The sequence below is a fragment of the Streptomyces sp. NBRC 109706 genome, assembly GCF_000974485.1.
Classification (GTDB): domain Bacteria; phylum Actinomycetota; class Actinomycetes; order Streptomycetales; family Streptomycetaceae; genus Streptomyces.
Window position 1 is genome coordinate 805,266 of the sequence record NZ_BBOM01000006.1, and the last position, 20,893, is coordinate 826,158.

Below are 20,893 nucleotides of genomic sequence, written 5' to 3' on the forward strand. Positions count from 1 at the left end.
CGCATAGCCTGCGCTGATGCGACGAGAAGGCCGCCGGGTCGGGCGGGCGGGTCTTGGGCGGCCCTTCAACACGCTGTGGGCGGCCACCGCCGTCTCCAACGTCGGCGACGGCATCGTGAAGGCCGCGGCCCCGCTGCTGGTCGCCTCCGTCACCGACAGCCCGGCGCTGATCGGCTGGGCTGTCTTTGTGCAACAGTCGCCCTGGTTGCTGTTCTCCCTGGTCAGCGGCGTCTATGTGGACCGGCTCGACCGTCGCAGGCTGATCGTGGTGATCAATCTGCTGCGCGGCGCGGTGATCGGCGGGCTGGCGCTCGCGGTCTGGGGCGACGCGGTCAGCGTGCCGGTGATCTATGTCGCCGGCTTCCTGTTGGGCACCTGCGAGACGCTGGGCGACAACGCCTCGGCCGCGCTGATCCCCGCGACGGTGCGCAGCGAGGACCTGCCCCGGGCCAACGCCCGGATGCAGGTGGTCCTCTATGTGGTCAACCACTTCTCCGCGCCGCCGTTGGGCGCCGCGCTCTTCGTGGTGGCCGCCGCGCTGCCGTTCGGCGTCAACGCCGTCACCTTCGCGCTGGCCGCCCTGCTGATCTCGACCCTGCGCGAAACCGGCGGGACGCCGGCGCGCGAGCCGGCGCGCGAGCGACAGCGGGTGCGCGGGGAGATCGCCGAGGGCGTGCGCTGGCTGTGGGACCAACCGACGATCCGCATGATCTCCGTCACGTTGGCGCTGATGAACATCACGCTGGTGGCCGGCTTCTCCGTCCTGGTGCTCTACGCCCGCGACCGGTTGGGCCTCGGCGAGATCGGCTACGGTCTGCTGCTCTCCGCCACCGCCGCCGGTGGGCTGCTGGGCGCGCTCTGCGCGGTGCGCCTGAGTGAACGGTTCCGCACCAGCACCCTGCTGCGGGCGGCCCTGGTGCTGGAGTCCCTCACCCACCTCGGGCTGGCGCTGGCCCACGCCGCCTGGCTGGTGACCTCGGTGCTGGTGATGTTCGGGGCGCACAACGCCGTCTTCGGCGTGGTGGTACGGACGTTGCGGCAGCGCATGGTGCCGGACGCGCTGCGCGGGCGGGTGGAGAGCGTCTTCATGATGTTCTCCATGGGCGGCTCGGCCCTGGGCGCGCTGATCGGCGGCCCCATCGCGTTCGCGCTGGGGGTGACCGGCCCCTTCTGGATCGCGTTCGCGGTGATGACCGCGCTGACCCTGGTCGCCTGGCGCCCGTTCGGCCGGGCCACGGCGGAGGCCGCGCGGGGCGGCCCGACGGCGTCTGGCAACACGGGCCGGGAAGCGTCCCGGGACGGCGACGAACCGCCGGCCAACGAGCTGTCCAGAGACCTGGGGTGAGCCGGTGCCGTGCACTTGTCCACAGCCTGTGGACAAGCCGGGCCCGGGCGGGCTCCGCCGACCAAACGGTTGAGCGAAGGACCAGGCTGGGAGAGAGTGCCTGCTGAACCAACCAGCGGAACCAACCAGCGGAACCAACCAGGGGAGTCAGCTGATCATGCGTCTGATGCGCGTCGGCGAAGTGGGAAGGGAACGTCCGGTGCTGGTCGCGCCGGACGGACCGGGCTACTACGACCTGCGGCCGGTCACCGACGACATCGACGGGGCGTTCCTCGCCGCGCTGAGCGAGGACCCGGGCCTGCTGCCGGAACTCTCTCTGCTGCCCCGCACGGAGATCGAGGGCGAACGCGTCGGCGCGCCGGTGGCCCGCCCCTCGGCGGTGGTCTGTGTCGGGCAGAACTATGCCGCCCACGCCGTAGAATCCGGCGCCGCCCCGCCCCAGCAGCCCATCATCTTCTACAAGTCGCCCAATACCGTGGTCGGTCCGTCCGACGATGTGCTGATCCCCCGGGGCTCGCTACGCACCGACTGGGAGGTGGAACTGGCGGTCGTCATCGGCCGCCGGGCCCGCTACCTCGCCTCCGTCGACGAGGCGCTGGCCCATGTCGCCGGCTACACGATCAGCAACGACGTCAGCGAACGCGCCTACCAGCTCGACGAGTCCGGCGGCCAGTGGTCCAAGGGCAAGAGCTGCGAGACCTTCAACCCGCTGGGCCCCGTGCTGGTCACCCCGGACGAGGTGCCCGACCCGCAGCGGCTCGGACTCCGCTCCTGGGTCAACGGGGAGCCCCGTCAGGACTCGCGGACCAGCGACATGATCTTCTCGGTGGCGGTGCTGGTGCACCATCTCTCGCAGTACCTGGTGCTTGAGCCCGGCGACATCATCAACACCGGCACCCCGGAGGGCGTCGCGCTCTCCGGGCGGTTCCCCTATCTGCAGCCGGACGACGTGGTGGAGTTGGAGATCGAAGGACTCGGCCGCCAGCGGTCCGTCCTCCGGCCCGCGCCCTGACCCGATTCCCGAGGGTGCTACGAGCGTTCCCTCCTTCACTCGTTCGAGTGGGGTCGGGGGCGGTCGTCCTCGGGAAGGGCCGGGAAAACAGCGGGTCATGGCGGTGTGGACCGGTTCTGCGGGCGGGACGGCTGTCAGTGGTGCGCGGTTAGGTTGGCGGCATGGCTGAGACCTCCTCGACGCACCATGTGATCCGCGTCCGCTTCGACGGTGGGCCCCGCCACGGTCGGTCGGTCGACCTGGTCATCACGGGGCAGGTGCCACTGCCACTGATGCTGGCCGCCCGCCGGGACGCCGACGCCGGCTCCGGCCTGTACCAACTCCGCTCCACCCAGGGCGGCGGCACCCGCTACGCCTGGATCGACGACCTCCCCACGGATGCCTCCGGCGGCTGAGCCGCACCCGGCCCGAGAGCCCGAGCCACCGGGCTCGGGCCTCACCGGCCGGGCAGGGCACGGGTTCGGTGCCCCGCCGGTGCGCCTGCCGGCTGGGGCGGACGGCCGCGGGCCCGCGGGGCCCGCCGTCCGGTCCGGCGGTGGCCTTGTCTGCGGCCGTCGGGCTCGGGCCTCACCGGCCGGGCAGGGCATGGGTTCGGTAGTGCACCTGCTGGCCGGGCTGGCCGGGCTGGCCGGCCGCGGGCCCCGCGCGGCCCGCTGCCCTGTCGGGCGGTGGCCTTGTCTGTGGGCGTTGGGGTGTGCGGCAGCGCCTGGGGGTCGGTGGCGTGGCCGGCCGCAGGCCTGGGCCGCACCGGCGCTCGTCCGCTTGCCGTCGTGCGCCCCGCACCAGCCGTTCGTGCGGGGAGACTTGGGGGAGACCTCAGGAGCGAGAGGGGGCAGGGTGGGCGGGTGGGCAGAGGGGCTGGTTTGGTACGCGGCCTACGGGTCGAACATGTCGGCTGAGCGGCTTGGGCACTATCTGCGGGGTGGCTGCCCGCCGGGAGGCGGCATCGTGCATCCGGGGTGTCGTGATCCGAGCCCGCCGCTGCGTACCCGTCCCGTCATGTTGCCGGGGGTGCTGTACTTCGCCACCGAGTCGCACGTCTGGTCGGGTGGGCGCGCGTTTCTCGATCCGGAGGTGTCGGGGCGGGCGCCGGCCGTCGCGCATCTGCTGACGGTCGGCCAGTTCTCGGATGTCGCCGCGCAGGAGATGGGCCGCCCTCCCGGGCGGGATCTGGATCTGGCGGCGTTGTTGGGCGCCACCGGCCGGGCCGTGCTCGGCCCCGGTCGGTACGAGACGCTGGTCTCGGCGGGGGAGCACGACGGCATTCCGATGGTGACGTTCACGGCGCCGTGGCGGCTTGGTGACGTGCCGGGGAACGCGCCGGCCGCGGCCTATCTGCGGATGCTGGGTTCGGGGTTGATGGCCGGGCACGGTCGGTCGGCCGAGGAGGCCGCCGCGTATCTGGCCGGTCGGCCCGGCGCCGCCGGGCACTGGACGGCGGAGGCCGTCCGCCAACTGCTCGCGCAGGACTGAAGACCCCGCGTCAGCCGGCCTGTTCGAGATGGGGGCGGATCTGGTCGGCGGTCAGCACATAGCCCGTTTCGGAGTGGGTGACCGAACGGGCGAAGACCATGCCGTACACCTGGCCGTCCGTGGTGAGCAGGGGCCCGCCGGAGTTGCCGGGGCGGACCAGGCCGCGCACCGCGTAGATATCGCGGGTGACGACGTTCCGGCCGTGGATGTCCTGGCCCTGGGCCGTGGTGCGGCTCGCGACCGTGGCGGCGCGCAGGTCGAGGCCGCCGTTCTCCGGGTAGCCGGCGACGACCGCCGGATCGCCGCGCCGCGCGTCCTCGGCCAGATCGAGGGTGGGCGCGGAGAGCCCGGGGACGGCGAGCACCGCGACGTCGATATCGGAGTCCTGCAGCAGCACCGTGGCCTCCAGGCGCTGCCCGACGCCGCCGACCTGGACCGCGACCACGCTGGCGCCGTCCACCACATGCGCGTTGGTGACCACCCGCTCCGGCGCGTAGACGAATCCGCTCCCCTCCTGGCCGCCGGAGAAGCCGGACGTGGCGTTGATCTTGACCGTGCTCTGCTCGGCCGCGATCGACGCGGCCTCCGTGACGTTGTCGCCCGAGGGCGGCGGCACATCGACCGTGGGGTCGTTCTCGAACGGGTTGAAGACCTGGGGGAACCCGGCGTCGCTGAGCGCGTTGGTGGCCCGGCTGAACCAGGTGGGGGCCGTGGCCGGCATCCGGTCCTGGACACCGCCGAGCAGGGCCGAGCCCTGCACCTCGCGGTTGAGCCCGGGCGAGGGCGTCGGCACCAGCGCGCTCGCGGCGATCCAGGCCACCAGCAGCACGCCCACCGCGTTGAAGACCGCGCCGCCGGCGCCGTCGAACCAGCGGGCCGGCGCCCAGCGGATCGCGTTGCGCAGCCGCAGCGCCAACGGCCAGGCCAGCGCCTGTCCGACGGCCGCCGGCACCAGCACCACCAGCAGCGCGACCACCGTGGCGGCGACCGAGCCCGCGGTGAGTTGGTCGACGAAGAACGGCAGCAGCCAGACGCCGAGCGCGGCCCCGCCGACAAAGCCCGCCAGGGAGACCACTCCGGCGATCAGCCCGCGCTGGAATCCGGAGACGGCCGCCGCGACCGCCGCCACCAGAAGCAGCACATCGAGCAGATTCACCGAGCAGCCCCCTTCGCCCCGTTCGTCGGTTATGGAACGGCAGGGCGCTCGCCTTGGTTCCCGGCCGTCACCAAAGGTAAGGGATCCGGTGGCGGTCGCGTCGGGGTACGGGGAAGCCGGGGGCGGTCCGGACGGCGGACGGTCAGTCGATGTCGAACAGCGGTCCGGTGACGGTGAGGCCGAGATCGTCGCCGGCATGGGCGAAGAAGGCGAAGAGCATCAACGCCGCGCCGGCCAGCGCGAGGTCCTTGAGGAACTGGATCAGGCTGTTCTGTTTGGCCTGTTGATCGTCCTCGTTCCAGAACTTGTGCATCAGCAACGCCGTCGGCACCAGGAAGATCACCAGCAGCAGCGCGCCGACGTCCGGCCAGATGCCGAGCAGCACCATCAGCCCGCCGACCAGCTGGAGCAGCCCCGAGCCGAAGACGGCCAGCCAGGGAAAGGGAACGCCCTGGGAGCCGGCGTAGCCGGCCATCGCCTTGGTCTGGGTCAGATGCCCGATTGCCGAGTTAAGGAAAAGGGGCACAAACAAGATGCGACCGATCAGCACGAGAACATCCATGGGCACCTCCTAGACACCTGTTGTCACTTTGCTTCCGCACCGCGCAGCGGGCAACGCGGACGAACGCCGCCCAGGGGGCTGGCTCCGGTCGTTTGCCGCCCGGAGTGTCGGGCAGGGGCACAGGGCGTGCTCGGGACAAAAGGCGCGTTCCCGAGCCGAGTTCGGGGACCACGACCGTCTTGGAGAGCCGATATGAGGACTGCCAACCAGCGCGGACCCCGCGCGAGAAGCCGCACCACCACCCGGGTGAACGGACCGCCGTCCGCGCCCCGCTCCCGGCGTGGCCACCCACACGACGACGCCCCCGACACCCGGGGTGACTTCGAACGGATAGCCGAACTTCCGGATGGGGCGGAACGTGACCGTCTCTGCCGGGAAGTGACCAGCGCCTGGTTGCCGATGGCCGAACGGCTGGCCCGCGGCTATCGGGGCCGGGGCGAGTCCGCCGAGGATCTGGCGCAGGTCGCCGCCCTCGGCCTGGTGAAGGCGGTGCGCGGCTATGACCCCGGGCGCGGCCACGCCTTCGAGAGCTATGCGGTGCCAACCATCGTCGGCGAGGTCAGACGACACTTCAGGGACCACCTCTGGGGCGTCCATGTCCCGCGCCGCACCCAGGAGTTGCGGCAGCGGGTGCGCGCCGCCCAACGGCGGCTGGAGAACGACCCGGACGATCGGTCCGACGACGAGGCGGCCCTCGCCGAGTCCACCGGGCTGACCACGGACGAGGTCCGTCAGGGCCTCTCGGCGCTGGACAGTTTCCGTCCGCTGTCGCTGGACGCCGAGCTGAGCCAGCCGGGCGACGGCCACACCCTGGTGGACACGCTGGGCGGCGCCGACCCCGGCTTCGACCGGGTGCTCTACCGCGAGACGGTGCGCCCCACCCTGCGCCGCCTTCCCGAACGCGAACAGCAGATCCTCTATCTGCGGTACTTCGGGGAGATGACGCAGTCCCGGATCGCGGAACGTCTCGGCATCTCCCAGATGCAGGTCTCCCGGCTGCTTACCCGCATCGAGGCCCGCCTCCGCGACGAGATCCTCTCGGCCACCGAGGCGGACCGGGCCGACGAGGCGGACGAGGCGGACGAGGCGGACGAGGCGGGTGCGGCGGACGGGGCGGACCGGGCCGACGGGGCGGGCAGAGCGGGCGGGGCGCGGTCCGGGTGAGCGCGGCCGGACCGCCCGGTCGTCACACGTCCCGTCGGTCCAGCAGCGTCCCCGCGGCCAGCAGGGCGAGGGCCGTGCAGCCCCCGACCAGCAGCAGGGAGGGCCAGCCGCCCAGCGAGCCGACCGTCTCGGCCGTGGCGTCCGAGGTCTGCGTCAGCTTCTGTAGTGCCGCGGTGGGCGACATCCCCGCGACCCAGCGCCGGGCGTCGCCGAGGAGCGGGCCGAACAGCTCCGGGAGCAGCAGTGCCCCCAGCACCGCGGTGATCGCGCCGGCGCTGTGCCGGATCAGCGTGCCCAGGGCCAGGCCGAGCAGCCCGGCCACCGGGAAGGCCGCCGCGACGCCGAAGAGCGCGGGCAGCGGATCGCCCTGCGCGTGGGAGCCGTCCAACAGCGCGTCCCCCACCAGATAGGCCGCCGCGCAGGACGGCAGCGCCAGCGCGTAGAGCACCCCGGTCAGCAGGGCGGCCTTGGCGGCGAGCACGGTGCCCCGACGCGGCACCGCGGCCAGCGTGCTGCGCATGGTGCCGCTGCCGTACTCGCCGCAGATGACCAGTGCGCCGACCACGGCGGCCAGCAGCAGTGCCGGCAGTGCGAGGGTGAGGCTGCCGCCGAGCACCGTGTCGTCCGGCTGGAGGCTGTCGGTCGCGGCCACAAACGCCGCGCCAGGCGCCGGCAGCAGCGCCATCACGGCCGTGGTCCACCCGGTGGAGCGCACGCTGCGGAACTTGATCCACTCGAAGGCCAGCGCCTGCCGGAAGCCGGCCCGCGCCCCGTCCGGAGACCGTACGGGGTGCGCGGTGTGCTCGGGGTTTGTCATGCGGTGATCCCTCGTCCCCGGTACTCGGTGGCGGCCGTGGCCATCGCGGTGTAGACCTCCTCCAACGAGGAGCGGTGCGGGGTGAGTTCGGCCAGCGCCAGGCCGTTGGCCAGGGCCAGTTCGCCGATCGTCTCGGCCGTCGGCCCCTCGGCCAGCCAGCCGCCCCGCGCGTCGGCGCTGACCCGCGCGCCCGCCGTCTCCAGCACCTCGCGCAGCCGCTCCGCCTCCGCCCCGCGCACCAGGGTGGCGGGCCTGGAGTGGGCGTCGATGAACTCCCGCATCGGGGTGTCGGCCAGCAGCCGGCCGCGCCCGATGATGATCAGATGCCCGGCGGTCAGCTCCAGCTCGCTCATCAGATGGCTGGAGAGGAGGACCGTGCGGCCCTCGGCGGCCAGCGACTTCAGCAGATCGCGGATCCAACGGATGCCCTCGGTGTCCAGTCCGTTGACCGGCTCGTCCAGGATCAGCACCTCGGGGTCGCCCAACAGGGCGGACGCGATACCCAGCCGTTGCCCCATGCCCAGCGAGAAGCCCCTGGTGCGCTTCGCGGCCGTCGCCGGGTCGAGGCCGACGAGTTCCAACACCTCGTCGACCCGGCGGCGCGGCAGCCGGTTGGCCGCGGCGAGGCCCGCCAGATGGGCGCGGGCGGACCGCCCGCCGTGCACGCCCCTGGCGTCCAACAGCGAGCCGACCGCGCACAACGGCGCGGGCAGCTCCCGGTAGGCGCGCCCCCCGATCCTGGCGCTGCCGGAAGTGGGCGCGTCAAGGCCCAGGATCAGCCGCATGGTGGTGGACTTGCCGGCCCCGTTGGGCCCGAGAAAGCCGGTGACCCGGCCCGGCCGGACCGTGCAGGACAGCCGGTCGACGGCCGTTCCGGCGCCATAGCGCTTGGTGAGTTCGTTCAGCTCGATCACCCTCCCGACGCTAGGGAGCCGGGCGCGATCGGCCATCCGCCGCCGGGAGTCGGCGGCTACGCCCCCGGGAGCAGCCGACAGTCCCCCGGCACCGCTCAGTCGGCGAAGCCCGCCCGCACCAGGCCGCTCTCGTAGGCGATGACCACCAGCTGGGCCCGGTCCCTGGCGCCGAGCTTGGTCATGGCGCGGCTGACATGGGTCTTGGCGGTCAGCGGCGACATCAGCAGCCGCGCGCCGATCTCCTCGTTGGTCAGCCCGGCCGCGACCAGCGCCAGCACCTCGCGCTCCCGGCCGGTCAGCGGCGCCAGGCGGCGCGCGCCGTCGTCCAACGGGGCGCGGAGCCTGGCGAACTCCTCGATCACCCGGCGGGTGACGGCGGGCGCCAGCAGGCTCTGCCCGGTGGCCACGGCGCGGATCGCGTCGCGCAGCGCGTCCGGTTCGATGTCCTTGAGCAGGAACCCGGCGGCGCCGACGCGGAGCGCCTCGAAGACGTACTCGTCCGCCTCGTAGGTGGTGAGGACCAGCACCCGGACCGCGTCGAGCGCGGGATCGGCGGCGATCCGGCGGGTGGCCTCCAGGCCGTCCACACCGGGCATCCTGATGTCCATCAACACCACATCGGGCCGGGTGGTGCGCACCGCGTTCAGCGCCTGTTCGCCGTCTCCGGCCTCGGCGACCACCACCAGATCGTCGGTGAGGTCGAGCAGCGCCCGGAACCCGGCCCTGACCACCGTCTGGTCGTCGGCCAGCACCACCCGCACCCGGTTCCCCGTCATGTTCGCTCGTCTCCCGCTTCGCCCGCTTCCTGTGCTTCCCGCGCTTCTCCCGCTTCCCCGCGGAGCCCGGCCGGCCGGCGGCCCTCGGGCCGGTCGGTGGGCAGGGTGGCCCGGACGCGGAAGCCGCCGTCGGGCAGCGGCCCGTACTCCAGGGTGCCGCCGACCGCCCCGGCCCGCTCCCGCATGCCGAGCAGCCCGAACCCGGGATCGGCCGCACGGCCGCCGGGACGGGCCGGCCCCTCGTCCACCACCTCGACGGTGAGCAGCCCGTGCTCGTCGGCGTGCAGGGAGACGGCCGCATGCCGGGCGGCGGAGTGCCGCACCACGTTGGTGAGCGCTTCCTGAACAATCCGGTAGGCCGCCAACTGGACCACCGGGGAGAGTGCCGCCGCGTCCAGCCCGCCGGTGCGCAGCCGCACCCGGGGCCGGTCCGCGGGGAACCTGCCGATCAGCCCGGGCAGTTGATCCAACGTCGGCGCCGGGGACACCGTCGGCGCCGGGGACACCGCCGGCTCGGGGTGGTCGGGGGGCTCGTCGCGCAGCACGGTCAGCGTGGTGCGCAGCTCGCGCACCGCCTCCCGGCCCGAGGCGCGGACCTGGCGCAGCGCCGCGCGGCTGACGTCCGGGCGGCGGTCCAGCGCGTCCAGCGCGACCCCGGCCTGCACGGTCATCGCGGAGACGGTGTGGGCCACGATGTCGTGCAGCTCCCTGGCGATCCGCATCCGTTCCTCGCGCACCCGGCGCTCGGCCTCACGTTCGCGCTCCCGTTCCGCGCGGTGCGCCCGCTCCGCGTAGTAGCTGGTCAACTCGCGCCGGCCGCGCACCACCTCGCCCAGCAACAGCGGCACCACCGGGATCGCCATCTCCAGCACCGGAGACGGCACCGGCCGCCCGACCTCCTGCCCGGCCAGCACCGCGGCCGTGCCGGAGGCGAGCGCCGCGACGGCGCCCACCCACAACGTCCGGCGCCGGTCGCCCGCCGCGGCGAGGAAGTAGAGCGCCACCATCCAGGGCAGGTTGAGCAGTTCCCCCAGATGCCCGATCAGCGTCCAGCCCAGCGAACCCACCCCGGTGACCAGCACCGCGACCGGCGGCCTTCGCCGGTGCCAGCACAGGCCCAGCACGGAGACGCCGAGCAGCGTCCAGCTCAGCCAGTCGTCCTCGCGCGAGCCCGGCACATTGGACGCCAGATCGACCGCCGTGACACAGCCGACCGCCGCGCTCAGCGCCAGATCCCGGCCCAGATCCCGGCCCAGATTCCTGCTCGGTTCCCGGCTCAGCCCTCTGGTGATCACCCACCCACGGTAGGCGCGCCGCGGGCCGCCCGCGTACGGCGAGGGGAGTAGCCCGCGGCCCCCGAAACCCGACGAAACCCGCCGGGCCCGCGGCCCCCGAAACCCCCTGGCCCGTCGAAAGGGAACCGGCCGTGGCTCAGCTGTCCTGCGGGACCGGCTCGCGCAGCACCCGGCGGCGCCGCGTGGGCACGCCCAGCGTCGGGTTGGCGACGCCCCAGGCCGCGCCCTTGCAGACCACCTCCTTGTAGAGGGCGGCCAGCCGACCGGTCAGCGCCGTCGAGACGGCGCGGTCGTCGGCGGTGACGTACTGGATCAGCCCCTCCCTACGGCCCAGCGAGACGCACTGGTTGACATAACGTGGCTGCCTCGTCGGCGTCTTTCCGCCGGTCAGGCGCGCCGCGATGGCGTCCGCCGCCTGCCAGGCGGTGGGCACGCCCGAGGCGCACGACATGCGCAGCGGCTTGTCGCCCGGGCCGATCACCAGGGCCGCGTCGCCGATGGCGTAGACGTCCGGGTGCGAGACCGAACGCATCGTCTCGTCCACCACGATCTGGCCGTTCTCGCCGACGTCCAGGGTGGTGGCCGCGGCGATCGGGTGGACGGCGAAGCCGGTGGTCCACACGGTGACCGCGGCCGGCACGACCTCGCCGTCGGCGGTGCTGACGTGGTCGGCCCCGACGGCGGTGACGGTGGTGTTCTCGTGCGCGGTGATGCCGAGCCGGGCGAAGACCTTCCGGACCTGGCGCCGCCCCTTGTCGGAGAGCCAGTCGCCGAGGCCGCCCCGGGTGGCGAGCGCGATATCGAGGTCGGGGCGGGCCTCGGCGATCTCGGTCGCGGCCTCCAGGCCGGTGAGCCCGCCGCCGACGACGACCACCGGCTGGCCGGCGGCCAGTTCGGCCAGCCGGGCGCGCAGCCGCAGCGCGCCGGGCCGGCCGGCGAGCTCGTGGGCGTGCTCGGCGACGCCGGGGATGCCCCGGGTGTGCCAGCCGCTGCCGAGCGCGTAGACGAGGGTGTCGTACTCCAGCGTCTCGGCGCCGCTCTCGCCGACGATGTCGACGGTCGTCCGGTCGACGTCGACGCCGGTGACCCTGGCGTACTTCAGTTCGACGCCGCTGCCGTCGAAGATCACGCCGAGCGGGCGGAGCCTGAGGTCCTGGCCGACGGCCAGTTGGTGCATCCGGACGCGCTCGACGAAGTCGCGTTCGGCGTTGACGAGGGTGATGGCGACGTCCTCGCGGTGCAGCCGCCTGGCGAGACGCCCGGCCGCGACGGCTCCGGTGTACCCGGCTCCGAGGACGATGATGCGATGCCGCATGTCCTTGCTCCTGTCGTGGGTGCCTGTCGTGGGTGGGTTCGCCACCTGAACCGGACAGCCCGACGTTCCCTGACAGGGACACGGTGTGAAGCACCTCACAGCGGGAGGCTCAGAACGCGCGGAGCTCCGGCTCCCCGTGGTCGGACGCGGCCCACCGCTCGGTAGCGCGTTCGAGCTTGTCGGGGTTGACCTGGGCGCGGAACCCGGCGATGCCGTCGGCGGTGACCTCCAGGCATACGACGCCGATGACCCGGCCGTCGAGGACCGCGACAAACGCCGGATCGCCGTTGGCGATCCCGGCGTGGACCTCGGGTGAGCCGCCGACGATGGACTGCTTGGCCTCGCTGGGCCGGAACAGGCCCCACATGAACCGGCTGACCGCCCTGATGCCCTCGAACGCCTTGGTGCGGGCCGGAACCCTGCCGCCGCCGTCGCCGACCGAGACGACGTCCTCGGTGAGCAGCCGGACCAGCGGTTCCGTCCGGCCGTTGGTGGCCGCCGCCAGGAACTCCCGGACGATCCGCCGGGCGGCGGCCGCGTCGATCTCGACGCGCGCCCGCCCGGTCGCCAGGTGCTTCTTGGCGCGGTGGAAGGTCTGTTGGCTGGCCGCCTCGCTGATGTCGAGGATCTCGGCGATCTCCCGGTGCGGGTAGTCGAACGCGGTCCGCAGCACATAGACGGCGCGTTCGCTCGGGGAGAGGCGTTCCATCAGGGTGAGGATCGCGAACGAGAGCGACTCGCGCTGTTCGGCGGTGTCGGCCGGGCCCAGCATCGGGTCCCCGGCGAGCAGCGGCTCGGGAAGCCACTGTCCGACATAGGTCTCGCGCCGTACCCGGGCCGAGGCGAGCTGGTTGAGACAGAGGTTGGTCAGGACCTTCGTCAGCCAGGCCTCGGGCACCTCGATCCGTTCGACATCGGCGGCCTGCCAACGCAGAAACGTCTCCTGCACGGCGTCCTCGGCCTCGCTCGACGATCCGAGCATCCGATAGGCGATGGCTGCCAGCCGCGGCCTGGCCCCCTCGAACCGGTCCACATCACCCGCGCTCAGCGCCATACCCCCGAGCCTACCGCCGAGCCCCCCACTTCCGACGGGGAGCCGGAAGCGGGGGGCGGATGCGGGGGCGGAATCCCGGCGGACGGTCCGTCACATGTTGATCATGTGGCCTGCGAGGCCATGGATGGCTTCCTTGACGGCTTCGCCCAGGGTCGGGTGGGCGTGGACGTTGCGGGCGACCTCGTGGACGGTGAGGTCCCACTGCTGGGCCAGCGTCAGCTCGGGCAGCAGCTCCGTCACCTCGGGGCCGATCAGATGGGCGCCCAGCAGTTCGCCGTGGGTCTCGTCGCTGATCACCTTCACAAAGCCGGAGGGCTGACCCAGGCCGTGGGCCTTGCCGTTGGCGGTGAACGGGAACTTCACCGACTTGACGGCGAAGCCCTGCTCCTTGGCCTGGGCCTCGGTCAGGCCGAAGCTGGCGATCTGCGGCTGGCAGTAGGTGGCGCGCGGGATCATGGTGAAGTCCAGCTCCATGGTCTCCGCGCCGGCGATCGTCTCGACGGCGATGATGCCCATGGCCTCGGCGGCGTGCGCCAGCATCAGCTTGGCGGTCACATCGCCGATGGCGTAGATGTGCGGGACGCTGGTGCGGCCCCGGCCGTCGATGGCGATGGCGCGCCGCTCGGTGAGCTGGACGCCGGTCCGTTCCAGGCCGTAGCCCTCGACGCGCGGCGCGAAGCCGATCGCCTGGAGCACCTTGTCGGCCTCCAGCACCTGCTGGGCGCCCTTGCCGTCGGTGACGGTCACCCGCACCGGGGCGTTCGGGTCGGAGTCGTCGATGCCGTCCACCCGGGTGGAGGTGAGCACCTTGATGTCCAGCTTGCGGTACTGCCGGGCCAGTTCCTTGGAGACCTCCGCGTCCTCCAACGGGACCAGCCGGTCCAGGAACTCGACGATGGTGACGTCCACGCCGTAGTTGCGCAGCACATAGGCGAACTCGACGCCGATCGCGCCGGCGCCGGCGATGACGATGCTGCCTGGCAGGTTCTCGCTGAGGATCTGCTCCTCGTAGGTGACCACCCGGTCGCTGAGGCTGGTGCCCGGCAGCAGCCGGGTGGTGGCGCCGGCGGCGATCACGCAGTGGTCGAAGGTGACGGTCTCCGAGCCGCCGGCGGTGAGCGACACCTCAAGGGTGTGGGGGTCGGTGAAGGTGCCCCGGCCCTCGTACTCGGTGATGCCGTTCTTCTTGGTGAGGTAGTGCACCCCCTTGACCCGGCCCTCGGCGACCTCGCGGCTGCGCTGGAACGCCGCGCCGTAGTCGAAGGTGACGCTGCCCTCGACCCGGATGCCGAAGGTGTCCGCCTCGTGCTGGAACAGATGGGCCAACTCGGCGTTGCGCAACAGGGCCTTGGAGGGGATGCAGCCGACGTTCAGGCACACCCCGCCCCAGTACTTCTCCTCGACGATCGCGGTCCGCAGCCCCAGCTGGGTGGCCCGGACGGCCGCGGTGTAGCCCCCGGGCCCCGCGCCCAGGACGACGACGTCGTAGTGCGTGCTCATGAAAGCCTCACGCCTTCTCTCGCGCTCTCACAGTGGTGGTCTGGAAGTTCTCTCCTGTCCACCCCCATGACACCACGCTCGCCGGGTCCCTTCCGTGCGGGCGTGGGTGGCACGGGAGGGACCCGGCGGCGGCGGTGGGCTCAGGCCGGGATCGGCTCGGGCGCCGGCACCTGGGCGGTGATCCGGCCCTCAAGCAGCGCCCCGAGGCCCAGCACCGCGCAGAGCCCCGGTTCCTCGGCGACATTGACGGGGACCCCGGTGTTGAGCCGCACCGCCTCGTCGAGTCCCGGCAGTTGGGCGGCGCCGCCGGTGAGCACGATGCCCCGGTCGGTGAGGTCGGCGACCAGGTCGGGCGGGCAGCGGTGCAGCACCGAGCGCAGCGCGTCCAACAGCCCGGTGAGGGGGGCGCGCAGCGCGGCGCGCAGCGATTCGGGGTCCACCTTGACGGTGCGGCCGAGGCCGGTGGCGACGTCCCGCCCGTGCACCTCGGTGATCTGGTCGGCGGAGCTGGCCAGCGCGGTGTGCAGCGGCCGGACCGCCTGGCTGGGCAGCAGCAACTCGTGCTGGTTGCGCAGGTGTTGGAGGAGCGCCCGGTCGATGGTCTCGCCGCCCATCGGGACCTTCTCGGCGGCCACGATGGAGCCGAGGGCGAGCACCGCGATCTGGGTGGTGGTGGCGCCGCACTGCACGATCATGGTGGCCTCGGGCTCCTCGACCGGCAACCCCGCGCCGATACCGGCGGTGACCAGGCCGTCCACCAGCTCGACGCGGCGGGCGCCGAGGCCGACCATGGTCTCGTGCATCGCCCGGCGGGAGAGCGGGTCGGCGTCGTGCGGGATGCAGACGGCGGCCCGCAGCAGCGGGCGGCGGCGCCAGGCCCGGCGCAGCTTGCCGCCGACCATCGCGCGCAGCATCCGTTGGGCCATCTCGATATCGACGACGGTGCCGCCGTTGATGGGGCGGACCACCCGGATGTTGGCCGGGGTGCGGCCCGACATCCGTTCGGCCGGGGTGCCGACCGCGATCAGCGAGCCGTTTCTGGTGTTCACCGCCACCACGGACGGCTCGTCGACGATCAGTCCTGTCTGTTTGAGATAGACGCGGGTCCGGGCCGCCCCGAGGTCGGCGGCCACCGTGCAGCGGCGCAGATGATCAAGCGTGAGGGTCATATGATCATGGTCCGACCGGCCGGCGGCCCCCGCCCGCTGGGCTGCGCCGACCGGGCGAGCCAGGTTCCCCCACGTCCTCTTCAGGCCACCGGTGTCGCCTGCGGCACGGAGGGCTCGGAGGTCCCAGCTGTCCCGCTGGTCTCGAACTGGGTGCGGTAGAGCTGTTCGTAGCGACCGCCGGCCGCCAACAGCTCGTCGTGGGTGCCTCGTTCGACGATCCGGCCGGCCTCGACGACCAGGATCTGGTCCGCCGACCGCACCGTGGACAGGCGGTGGGCGATGACCACCGAGGTCCGGCCCTCAAGGGCCTCGGCCAGAGCCTCCTGCACCGCCGCCTCCGAGGTGGCGTCCAGATGGGCGGTGGCCTCGTCCAGGATCACCACCCGGGGCTGGGCCAGCAGCAGCCGAGCGATCGTCAGCCGCTGTCGCTCGCCGCCGGAGAGGCGGTAGCCGCGCTCGCCCACCACCGTGTCCAGGCCGTCCGGCAGCGCCTCGATCAGCCCGTCGAGCCTGGACCTGCGCAGCGCGTCCCACAGCTCGTCCTCGGTGGCCTCCGGCCTGGCCAGCCGCAGGTTGGCGCGGACCGTCTCGTGGAAGAGGTGCCCGTCCTGGGTGACCATGCCGACCGTCTCGCGCAGCGAGGCCGCCGTCAGCTCGCGGACGTCGACGCCGCCCACCTCGACGCGGCCCGCGTCCGTGTCGTAGAGCCGGGTGGCCAGCTGCGCGATGGTGGACTTGCCGGCGCCCGACGAGCCGACCAGCGCGACGAGTTGACCGGCCTCGGCGGTGAACGAGACACCGTGCAGCACCTGTTCGCCGCCGCGTGCGTCCAGCGTCGCCACCTCTTCGAGGGAGGCGAGGGAGACCTTGTCGGGCGCCGGGTAGCCGAAGTCGACGGCGTCGAAGCGGACGGAGACCGGTCCCGCCGGCACCGGGCGGGCGTCCTCGCGCTCCTCGATCAGCGGCCGCAGATCCAGCACCTCGAACACCCGTTGGAAACTCACCAGCGCGCTCATCACCTCGACCCGGGCGCTGGCCAGCGCCGTCAGCGGCGCGTAGAGACGGGTCAGCAGCAGCGCCAGCGACACCACGGCGCCCGAGTCCAGATCGCCACGGAGGGCGTAGAACCCGCCGAGCCCGTAGACCAGCGCGAGCGCCAGCGCGGAGACCAGGGTGAGGGTGGTGACGAAGACCATCTGCAGCATGGCCGATCGGATCCCGATGTCCCGCACCCGCCGGGCGCGCTCCGCGAACGCCTGGGACTCCTCCTCGGGCCGGCCGTAGAGCTTGACCAGGGTGGCGCCCGGCGCCGAGAAGCGCTCGGTCATCTGCGTCGACATCACCGCGTTGTGGTTGGCCGCCTCCCGGGAGAGCCGCGCCAGCCGGCTGCCCATCCGGCGGGCCGGCAGGACGAAGATCGGCAGCAGCGCCAGCGCCAGCAGCGTGATCTGCCAGGAGATGGTGAGCATCACGCCCATGGTGAGCAGCAGCATCACCAGATTGCTCAACACCCCGGAGAGGGTGTCGCTGAACGCCCGCTGGGCGCCGATCACATCGGAGTTCAGCCGGCTGACCAGGGCCCCGGTGCGGGTTCGGGTGAAGAACGCGATCGGCATGCGCTGCACATGGTCGAAGACGGCGGTGCGCAGATCCAGGATCAGGCCCTCGCCGATCCGCGCCGAGAGCCAGCGGGCGAACAGGTTGATGCCGGCCTCGACGAGGGCGATCGCCGCGATGGCCAGCGCGAGGCCGATCACCACGCGCTGCTCGGCGCGGTCGGAGATCGCGTTCACCACCCGCCCGGCCAGCACCGGGGTGGCCACGGCGAGGAGTGCGGTCAGGACGCTCAGCAGCAGGAACCAGACGAGCGCCCGCCGGTGCGGCGCGGCGAACCGGCCGATGCGGCGCAGCGTCGCGCGGGAGAAGGGGCGTTGGTCGTCCTTCGCGTGCCGGGCGTTGTACAGCGCGTTCCAGGCGGTGATCTCCATGCTCATGGAACGGAGCATATGAGTTCAAGTTATCTTGAAGTCAAGGCGTCTTGTCTTGAAGTCAAGGAGTCGGCGAGGGCCCGCCGGGGCCCGCCGCCAGCCGGTCGCCCAGCTCCGTGCGGTAGTAGAGCACCGAACGCCCCGCGCGCCGGCGTCGCACAAGACCCGCCTCGCGGAGCACCCGCAGATGGCCGCCGACCGAGCCCAGCGGCTGGCCGGTGAGCGCGACCAGCTGGGTCGGCGAGCGCGGCATGGCCAGCCGGCTGAGCACCGCCGCCCGGTTGGCGCCCAGCAGCCGGCCGAGCGCCGCCCCGTCCGGCGGCGTCGCCGGCTCGGCCAGCAGCCCCGAGCAGGGGTAGACCACGGCGTAGCGGTGCGGCTGGGACCAGCCGACCCAGCCGCGCGGGGTCGTGGCCGGAATGAACAGCAGCTCGGCGTCGGCCAGCGCGCGCGGCGGGTTGGGCAGCGCGTTGATCCGCAGCCGTCCTTCGCCGAGCCAGCGCAGCTCGGGGCGGAGCGTGGCCAGCGCCGCCACCCAGCCGCCGCCGGCGAGCGCCTGGGTGCGGGAGACGATGTCCGCCTCAAGGATCCGCGACCGCCGCGGCCAGTCCCCGCGTACCGCCTCCGTCCACACCCAGCGGACCAACTCGGCGACGCGCTCGACCAGTTCGGGGCCGCGCAGCACGGCGGGCAGCGGCCCGGTGTACGCGGTGTCGGCGGCCGCGACGGCCGGTGGGGTGGCCCGCAGCCGCCGCCACTCGTCCTCGAAGCCCCGCTCGTCGGAACCGGGCGGGGCGACCAGGAAGTCGGGCAGCCAGCGCCGGCCCAGGGCGACGCCGAGAAACCGCTCGGCCACCGGATCGGCCGCCAGCCGCGCCCGGAACGCCGCCCGCTGGCCGGCCAGCCGGTCCGCCCGGCCGGGCTGGGCGCCGTTTCCGGCCAGCGCGAACAGGGTGGCCATCGTCTCGGTCATCGCCGACACCCGGAACCGGCCCCCGGCCAGCACATCGGGGGTCAGCACCCAGTCGCCCATCCCGGTCCCTCTCGTACTGTTGTTCGGTTTCGGGTTTCATCATGCGCCAACCGCCGCCGCGCCGCCCGGTTTTCGCGTCGGCGCGAAACTCTGGGCCGGCCGCCGGGCCCGTCCGCACACTGCCGGGATGCGCAGCTACCGTCAGCTTCTGCGGGTGCCGGAGTTCGCCCCGCTGTTTCTTACCACCACGGCCTCCGGCGCGGGACTGACCGTGCAGGGCCTGGCCCTCGGCGTCCTGGTGCACGACACCACCGGATCGCCGCTGCTCACCGCCGTGAGCATGTTCGGCGCCTCCTTCGCCCAGGTGCTCGGCGCCACCCTGCTGCTCTCCGCCGCCGACCGGCTCAGGCCCCGGGCGGCCACCGTGACCGTGCTGCTGCTGTTCGCGCTGGGCGCGGCCGTGCTGGCGGCGCCCCGGCTGCCCGTCGCCGCGGCGCTGGCCGTGGTGTTGGCCCTCGGGCTGGTCAACTCCGTGGCGGGCGCCGTCCGTTGGGGGCTGCTGCTGCGGATCGTGCCGGACGACGGCTATCTGCTGGCCCGTTCGACCATCAATGTGGCGATGGGCGCCACCCAGATCGCCGGCTTCGCCCTGGGCGGCGTGCTGGTGGTGCTGGTCTCCCCGCGCGGCGCGCTACTGGTCGCGTGCGCCCTCTTTCTGAGCGCCGCGCTTCTCGCGCGCCTCGGCCTGACCGACCGGCCGCCCAACGCGCCGGGACGTCCGTCCGTCGCCGAGACCTGGCGCGGCAACCGGCGGCTCTGGTCGAGCCCGGCGCGCCGCGCCTGCTATGCCGCGCTCTGGGTGCCCAACGGGCTGATCGTCGGCTGCGAGGCGCTGATCGTGCCCTTTGCCCCGGAGGCGGCCGCGCTGCTGTTCGTGCTGAGCGCACTGGGCATGGTGCTGGGCGATGTGCTGGTCGGACGGCTGCTGCCGGCCGGGGCGCGCGGCCGGCTGATCACCCCGCTGCGGCTGCTGCTGGCCGCGCCCTTCACCCTCTTCGCGCTGGGGCCGCCCATCCCGCTGGCCGCGGTGCTGGCCGGGGTGGCCGGCATCGGCTTCGGCGCCGGCCTGCTGCTCCAGGAACGGCTGATCGCGCTCACCCCTGGGGAGTTGCGGGGCCAGGCGCTGGGCCTGCACTCGTCCGGCATGCTCACCATGCAGGCCGTCGGGGCCACCCTGGCGGGCACGGTCGCTCAACTCGTGGGCGTGGAGGCCGCGATGGGACTGCTGGCCGCGCTCTCCCTGGTCATCACCCTGGCCCTGACCCCGGCGCTGCTCGGGCCGGTGGACCGAGCGGCCGCTCAGGCCGGCAGGAACACCACCCAGACCGGCCCGGGCGCGAAACGCGACGGCTGACCGTCCTGATCGGTGAACGCGGTGCCCCGCCGTTCGCTCCGCCGCCGCCAACGCGCCGGATAGGACCGCCCGTCGCGCAGCACCTCGGCGTCGCCAGAGCCGACCGTCTCGGTATAGGGGGTGATATGGCCCGCGCCGTCGCCGAACTCCGAGGGGCGCACCGTGACGTACTGCAACACCACGGTGGACGCGGTCAGTTCGGTGGCCTCGCCGTCCAGCGCGACGGCCCAGCGCCCGGCCGCCGCGTCCCAGCGGAAGCCGAACCCGGCGTTGGCGTACGAGACCTCGCGCTCGTCCACCGGTTCGCCGCCGTCCTCGGGGGCGGCGCCGAAGACAAAGCCGATGTCCGCCGCCTCGCTCGCCTCGGGCGCCGTGGCCAGCAGCGCGCGGGGATCCACGAACAGGTTGTGCGGGGCGGCCCGTTCGGGGTCCCGGTGGTAGGCGTCGGGCGCCGCCTCCGGCGGGCGGGTGTGCGCGGGCGCCGCCTCGATCAGCGGCAGCAGCCCGCTCTGCGCGCCGGAGAACGCCAACGCCGGCTCGTCGAACTGCCGTAGCAGCTCCAGATCGGACTCGCGGGCGCTGCGCACCGGGCCGACCCGTTCGGGCAACCGGCCGGCGTAGACGGCGACCAGTCGGCTCAGCCCCGCCTCGACCTCCTCCACATAGACCAGATCGGCCGCGTCCAGGCCGACCTGCGGCCGGGCCGGCGGCGCGTTGTCCACCTTGACGGCCAGCACCTGACCCGGCTCCCCGCCGGCCTCCCCGGTGAACGGGGAGACCCACTCGCCGTCCGCGCCGCTCCCGTCCCGGTCCTCCCGGCGCTCGACGGTGCAGCCGGTCAGCGGGGCCAACGGCGCCAGCGCGGCCAGCGCCCCCGCCGCCCCCAGCGTCAGCGCGCGCCGCCGGCCCAACCCACCACGTCCGGACCCGACATGGCGACCGGCCCGACCGTCTCCCGTCACAGCT

At 73.2% G+C, this 20,893-nt stretch carries 19 protein-coding genes; 6 read left to right on the forward strand and 13 right to left on the reverse strand.

Features of this window, described 5'->3' with window-relative positions:
• The first annotated feature begins 16 nt into the window (after positions 1-16).
• The 4 genes from AOM46_RS13700 to AOM46_RS13715 all read left to right on the forward strand — a co-directional run bounded on the left by AOM46_RS13700 (position 17) and on the right by AOM46_RS13715 (position 3,830).
• Complete coding sequence (locus AOM46_RS13700; protein WP_067226178.1) at positions 17-1,345, forward strand: MFS transporter; 1,329 nt, start codon at positions 17-19, stop codon at positions 1,343-1,345.
• 157 nt (positions 1,346-1,502) lie between these two features.
• Positions 1,503-2,357: a fumarylacetoacetate hydrolase family protein gene (locus tag AOM46_RS13705; protein ID WP_062210396.1), complete on the forward strand. Its 855-nt coding sequence runs from the start codon at positions 1,503-1,505 to the stop codon at positions 2,355-2,357.
• A gap of 161 nt (positions 2,358-2,518) precedes the next feature.
• Positions 2,519-2,752, forward strand: coding sequence for a hypothetical protein (locus tag AOM46_RS13710; RefSeq protein WP_062210399.1), 234 nt, complete (start codon positions 2,519-2,521; stop codon positions 2,750-2,752).
• A 493-nt stretch (positions 2,753-3,245) separates the two neighbouring features.
• Positions 3,246-3,830: a hypothetical protein gene (locus AOM46_RS13715; protein WP_062210402.1), complete on the forward strand. Its 585-nt coding sequence runs from the start codon at positions 3,246-3,248 to the stop codon at positions 3,828-3,830.
• A 10-nt stretch (positions 3,831-3,840) separates the two neighbouring features.
• Here AOM46_RS13715 and AOM46_RS13720 read toward each other — a convergent pair whose 3' ends face one another.
• Positions 3,841-4,986 carry a MarP family serine protease gene (locus AOM46_RS13720; RefSeq protein ID WP_062210405.1) on the reverse strand — a complete coding sequence of 382 codons (1,146 nt, stop codon included), beginning with the start codon at positions 4,984-4,986 and terminating at the stop codon, positions 3,841-3,843.
• A 142-nt stretch (positions 4,987-5,128) separates the two neighbouring features.
• A complete protein-coding gene (locus tag AOM46_RS13725) occupies positions 5,129-5,548 on the reverse strand; it encodes a DoxX family protein (RefSeq protein ID WP_062210409.1) in 420 nt (139 codons plus the stop codon).
• Positions 5,549-5,740: 192 nt separating this feature from the next.
• Here AOM46_RS13725 and AOM46_RS13730 point away from each other — a divergent pair, with 192 nt between their 5' ends.
• Positions 5,741-6,712: a SigB/SigF/SigG family RNA polymerase sigma factor gene (locus AOM46_RS13730; protein WP_078856781.1), complete on the forward strand. Its 972-nt coding sequence runs from the start codon at positions 5,741-5,743 to the stop codon at positions 6,710-6,712.
• Between the two features lie 22 nt (positions 6,713-6,734).
• Here AOM46_RS13730 and AOM46_RS13735 read toward each other — a convergent pair whose 3' ends face one another.
• The 10 genes from AOM46_RS13735 to AOM46_RS13780 form a co-directional block, all read right to left on the reverse strand.
• On the reverse strand, positions 6,735-7,529 hold the full coding sequence (locus tag AOM46_RS13735) for an ABC transporter permease subunit (RefSeq protein WP_078856782.1): 795 nt from the start codon (positions 7,527-7,529) through the stop codon (positions 6,735-6,737).
• Complete coding sequence (locus AOM46_RS13740) at positions 7,526-8,443, reverse strand: ATP-binding cassette domain-containing protein (RefSeq protein WP_062210412.1); 918 nt, start codon at positions 8,441-8,443, stop codon at positions 7,526-7,528. The genes AOM46_RS13735 and AOM46_RS13740 overlap by 4 nt, the downstream gene beginning before the upstream one ends.
• 95 nt (positions 8,444-8,538) lie before the next feature.
• Positions 8,539-9,219, reverse strand: a complete 681-nt coding sequence (locus tag AOM46_RS13745; RefSeq protein WP_062210415.1) for a response regulator transcription factor — start codon at positions 9,217-9,219, stop codon at positions 8,539-8,541.
• Positions 9,216-10,514: a sensor histidine kinase gene (locus AOM46_RS13750; protein WP_370592700.1), complete on the reverse strand. Its 1,299-nt coding sequence runs from the start codon at positions 10,512-10,514 to the stop codon at positions 9,216-9,218. Before AOM46_RS13750 ends, AOM46_RS13745 begins: the two co-directional genes overlap by 4 nt.
• A 136-nt stretch (positions 10,515-10,650) precedes the next feature.
• Complete coding sequence (locus tag AOM46_RS13755; protein ID WP_062210418.1) at positions 10,651-11,829, reverse strand: NAD(P)/FAD-dependent oxidoreductase; 1,179 nt, start codon at positions 11,827-11,829, stop codon at positions 10,651-10,653.
• 109 nt (positions 11,830-11,938) lie between these two features.
• Positions 11,939-12,883, reverse strand: coding sequence for an RNA polymerase sigma factor SigJ (gene sigJ, locus AOM46_RS13760; RefSeq protein ID WP_062210421.1), 945 nt, complete (start codon positions 12,881-12,883; stop codon positions 11,939-11,941).
• A gap of 90 nt (positions 12,884-12,973) precedes the next feature.
• Complete coding sequence (gene lpdA / locus AOM46_RS13765; protein ID WP_062210424.1) at positions 12,974-14,383, reverse strand: dihydrolipoyl dehydrogenase; 1,410 nt, start codon at positions 14,381-14,383, stop codon at positions 12,974-12,976.
• A 140-nt stretch (positions 14,384-14,523) separates the two neighbouring features.
• Positions 14,524-15,552: a rod shape-determining protein gene (locus AOM46_RS13770; protein WP_062210427.1), complete on the reverse strand. Its 1,029-nt coding sequence runs from the start codon at positions 15,550-15,552 to the stop codon at positions 14,524-14,526.
• Between the two features lie 80 nt (positions 15,553-15,632).
• Positions 15,633-17,546, reverse strand: coding sequence for an ABC transporter ATP-binding protein (locus AOM46_RS13775; protein ID WP_062210895.1), 1,914 nt, complete (start codon positions 17,544-17,546; stop codon positions 15,633-15,635).
• A 55-nt stretch (positions 17,547-17,601) separates the two neighbouring features.
• Positions 17,602-18,573: a helix-turn-helix transcriptional regulator gene (locus tag AOM46_RS13780; RefSeq protein WP_062210430.1), complete on the reverse strand. Its 972-nt coding sequence runs from the start codon at positions 18,571-18,573 to the stop codon at positions 17,602-17,604.
• 127 nt (positions 18,574-18,700) lie between these two features.
• On the opposite strand from AOM46_RS13780, the gene AOM46_RS13785 reads away from it, so the two are divergent.
• A complete protein-coding gene (locus AOM46_RS13785) occupies positions 18,701-19,927 on the forward strand; it encodes an MFS transporter (RefSeq protein ID WP_062210898.1) in 1,227 nt (408 codons plus the stop codon).
• Here the strand turns inward: AOM46_RS13785 and AOM46_RS13790 are convergent.
• Complete coding sequence (locus AOM46_RS13790; protein ID WP_234313769.1) at positions 19,873-20,889, reverse strand: DUF3048 domain-containing protein; 1,017 nt, start codon at positions 20,887-20,889, stop codon at positions 19,873-19,875. The two genes, AOM46_RS13785 and AOM46_RS13790, sit on opposite strands and share 55 nt — an antisense overlap.
• Between the last annotated feature and the right edge of the window lie 4 nt (positions 20,890-20,893).

Coding starts and splice junctions, on each gene's coding strand:
- AOM46_RS13775 (WP_062210895.1), bottom strand. CDS start 17,546: ATGAGCATGGAGATCACCGCCTGGAACGCGCTGTACAACGCCCGGCAC.
- sigJ (WP_062210421.1), bottom strand. CDS start 12,883: ATGGCGCTGAGCGCGGGTGATGTGGACCGGTTCGAGGGGGCCAGGCCG.
- AOM46_RS13715 (WP_062210402.1), top strand. CDS start 3,246: ATGTCGGCTGAGCGGCTTGGGCACTATCTGCGGGGTGGCTGCCCGCCG.
- AOM46_RS13785 (WP_062210898.1), top strand. CDS start 18,701: ATGCGCAGCTACCGTCAGCTTCTGCGGGTGCCGGAGTTCGCCCCGCTG.
- AOM46_RS13735 (WP_078856782.1), bottom strand. CDS start 7,529: ATGACAAACCCCGAGCACACCGCGCACCCCGTACGGTCTCCGGACGGG.
- AOM46_RS13780 (WP_062210430.1), bottom strand. CDS start 18,573: ATGGGCGACTGGGTGCTGACCCCCGATGTGCTGGCCGGGGGCCGGTTC.
- lpdA (WP_062210424.1), bottom strand. CDS start 14,383: ATGAGCACGCACTACGACGTCGTCGTCCTGGGCGCGGGGCCCGGGGGC.
- AOM46_RS13705 (WP_062210396.1), top strand. CDS start 1,503: ATGCGTCTGATGCGCGTCGGCGAAGTGGGAAGGGAACGTCCGGTGCTG.
- AOM46_RS13730 (WP_078856781.1), top strand. CDS start 5,741: ATGAGGACTGCCAACCAGCGCGGACCCCGCGCGAGAAGCCGCACCACC.
- AOM46_RS13710 (WP_062210399.1), top strand. CDS start 2,519: ATGGCTGAGACCTCCTCGACGCACCATGTGATCCGCGTCCGCTTCGAC.
- AOM46_RS13700 (WP_067226178.1), top strand. CDS start 17: ATGCGACGAGAAGGCCGCCGGGTCGGGCGGGCGGGTCTTGGGCGGCCC.
- AOM46_RS13755 (WP_062210418.1), bottom strand. CDS start 11,829: ATGCGGCATCGCATCATCGTCCTCGGAGCCGGGTACACCGGAGCCGTC.
- AOM46_RS13725 (WP_062210409.1), bottom strand. CDS start 5,548: ATGGATGTTCTCGTGCTGATCGGTCGCATCTTGTTTGTGCCCCTTTTC.
- AOM46_RS13745 (WP_062210415.1), bottom strand. CDS start 9,219: ATGACGGGGAACCGGGTGCGGGTGGTGCTGGCCGACGACCAGACGGTG.
- AOM46_RS13770 (WP_062210427.1), bottom strand. CDS start 15,552: ATGACCCTCACGCTTGATCATCTGCGCCGCTGCACGGTGGCCGCCGAC.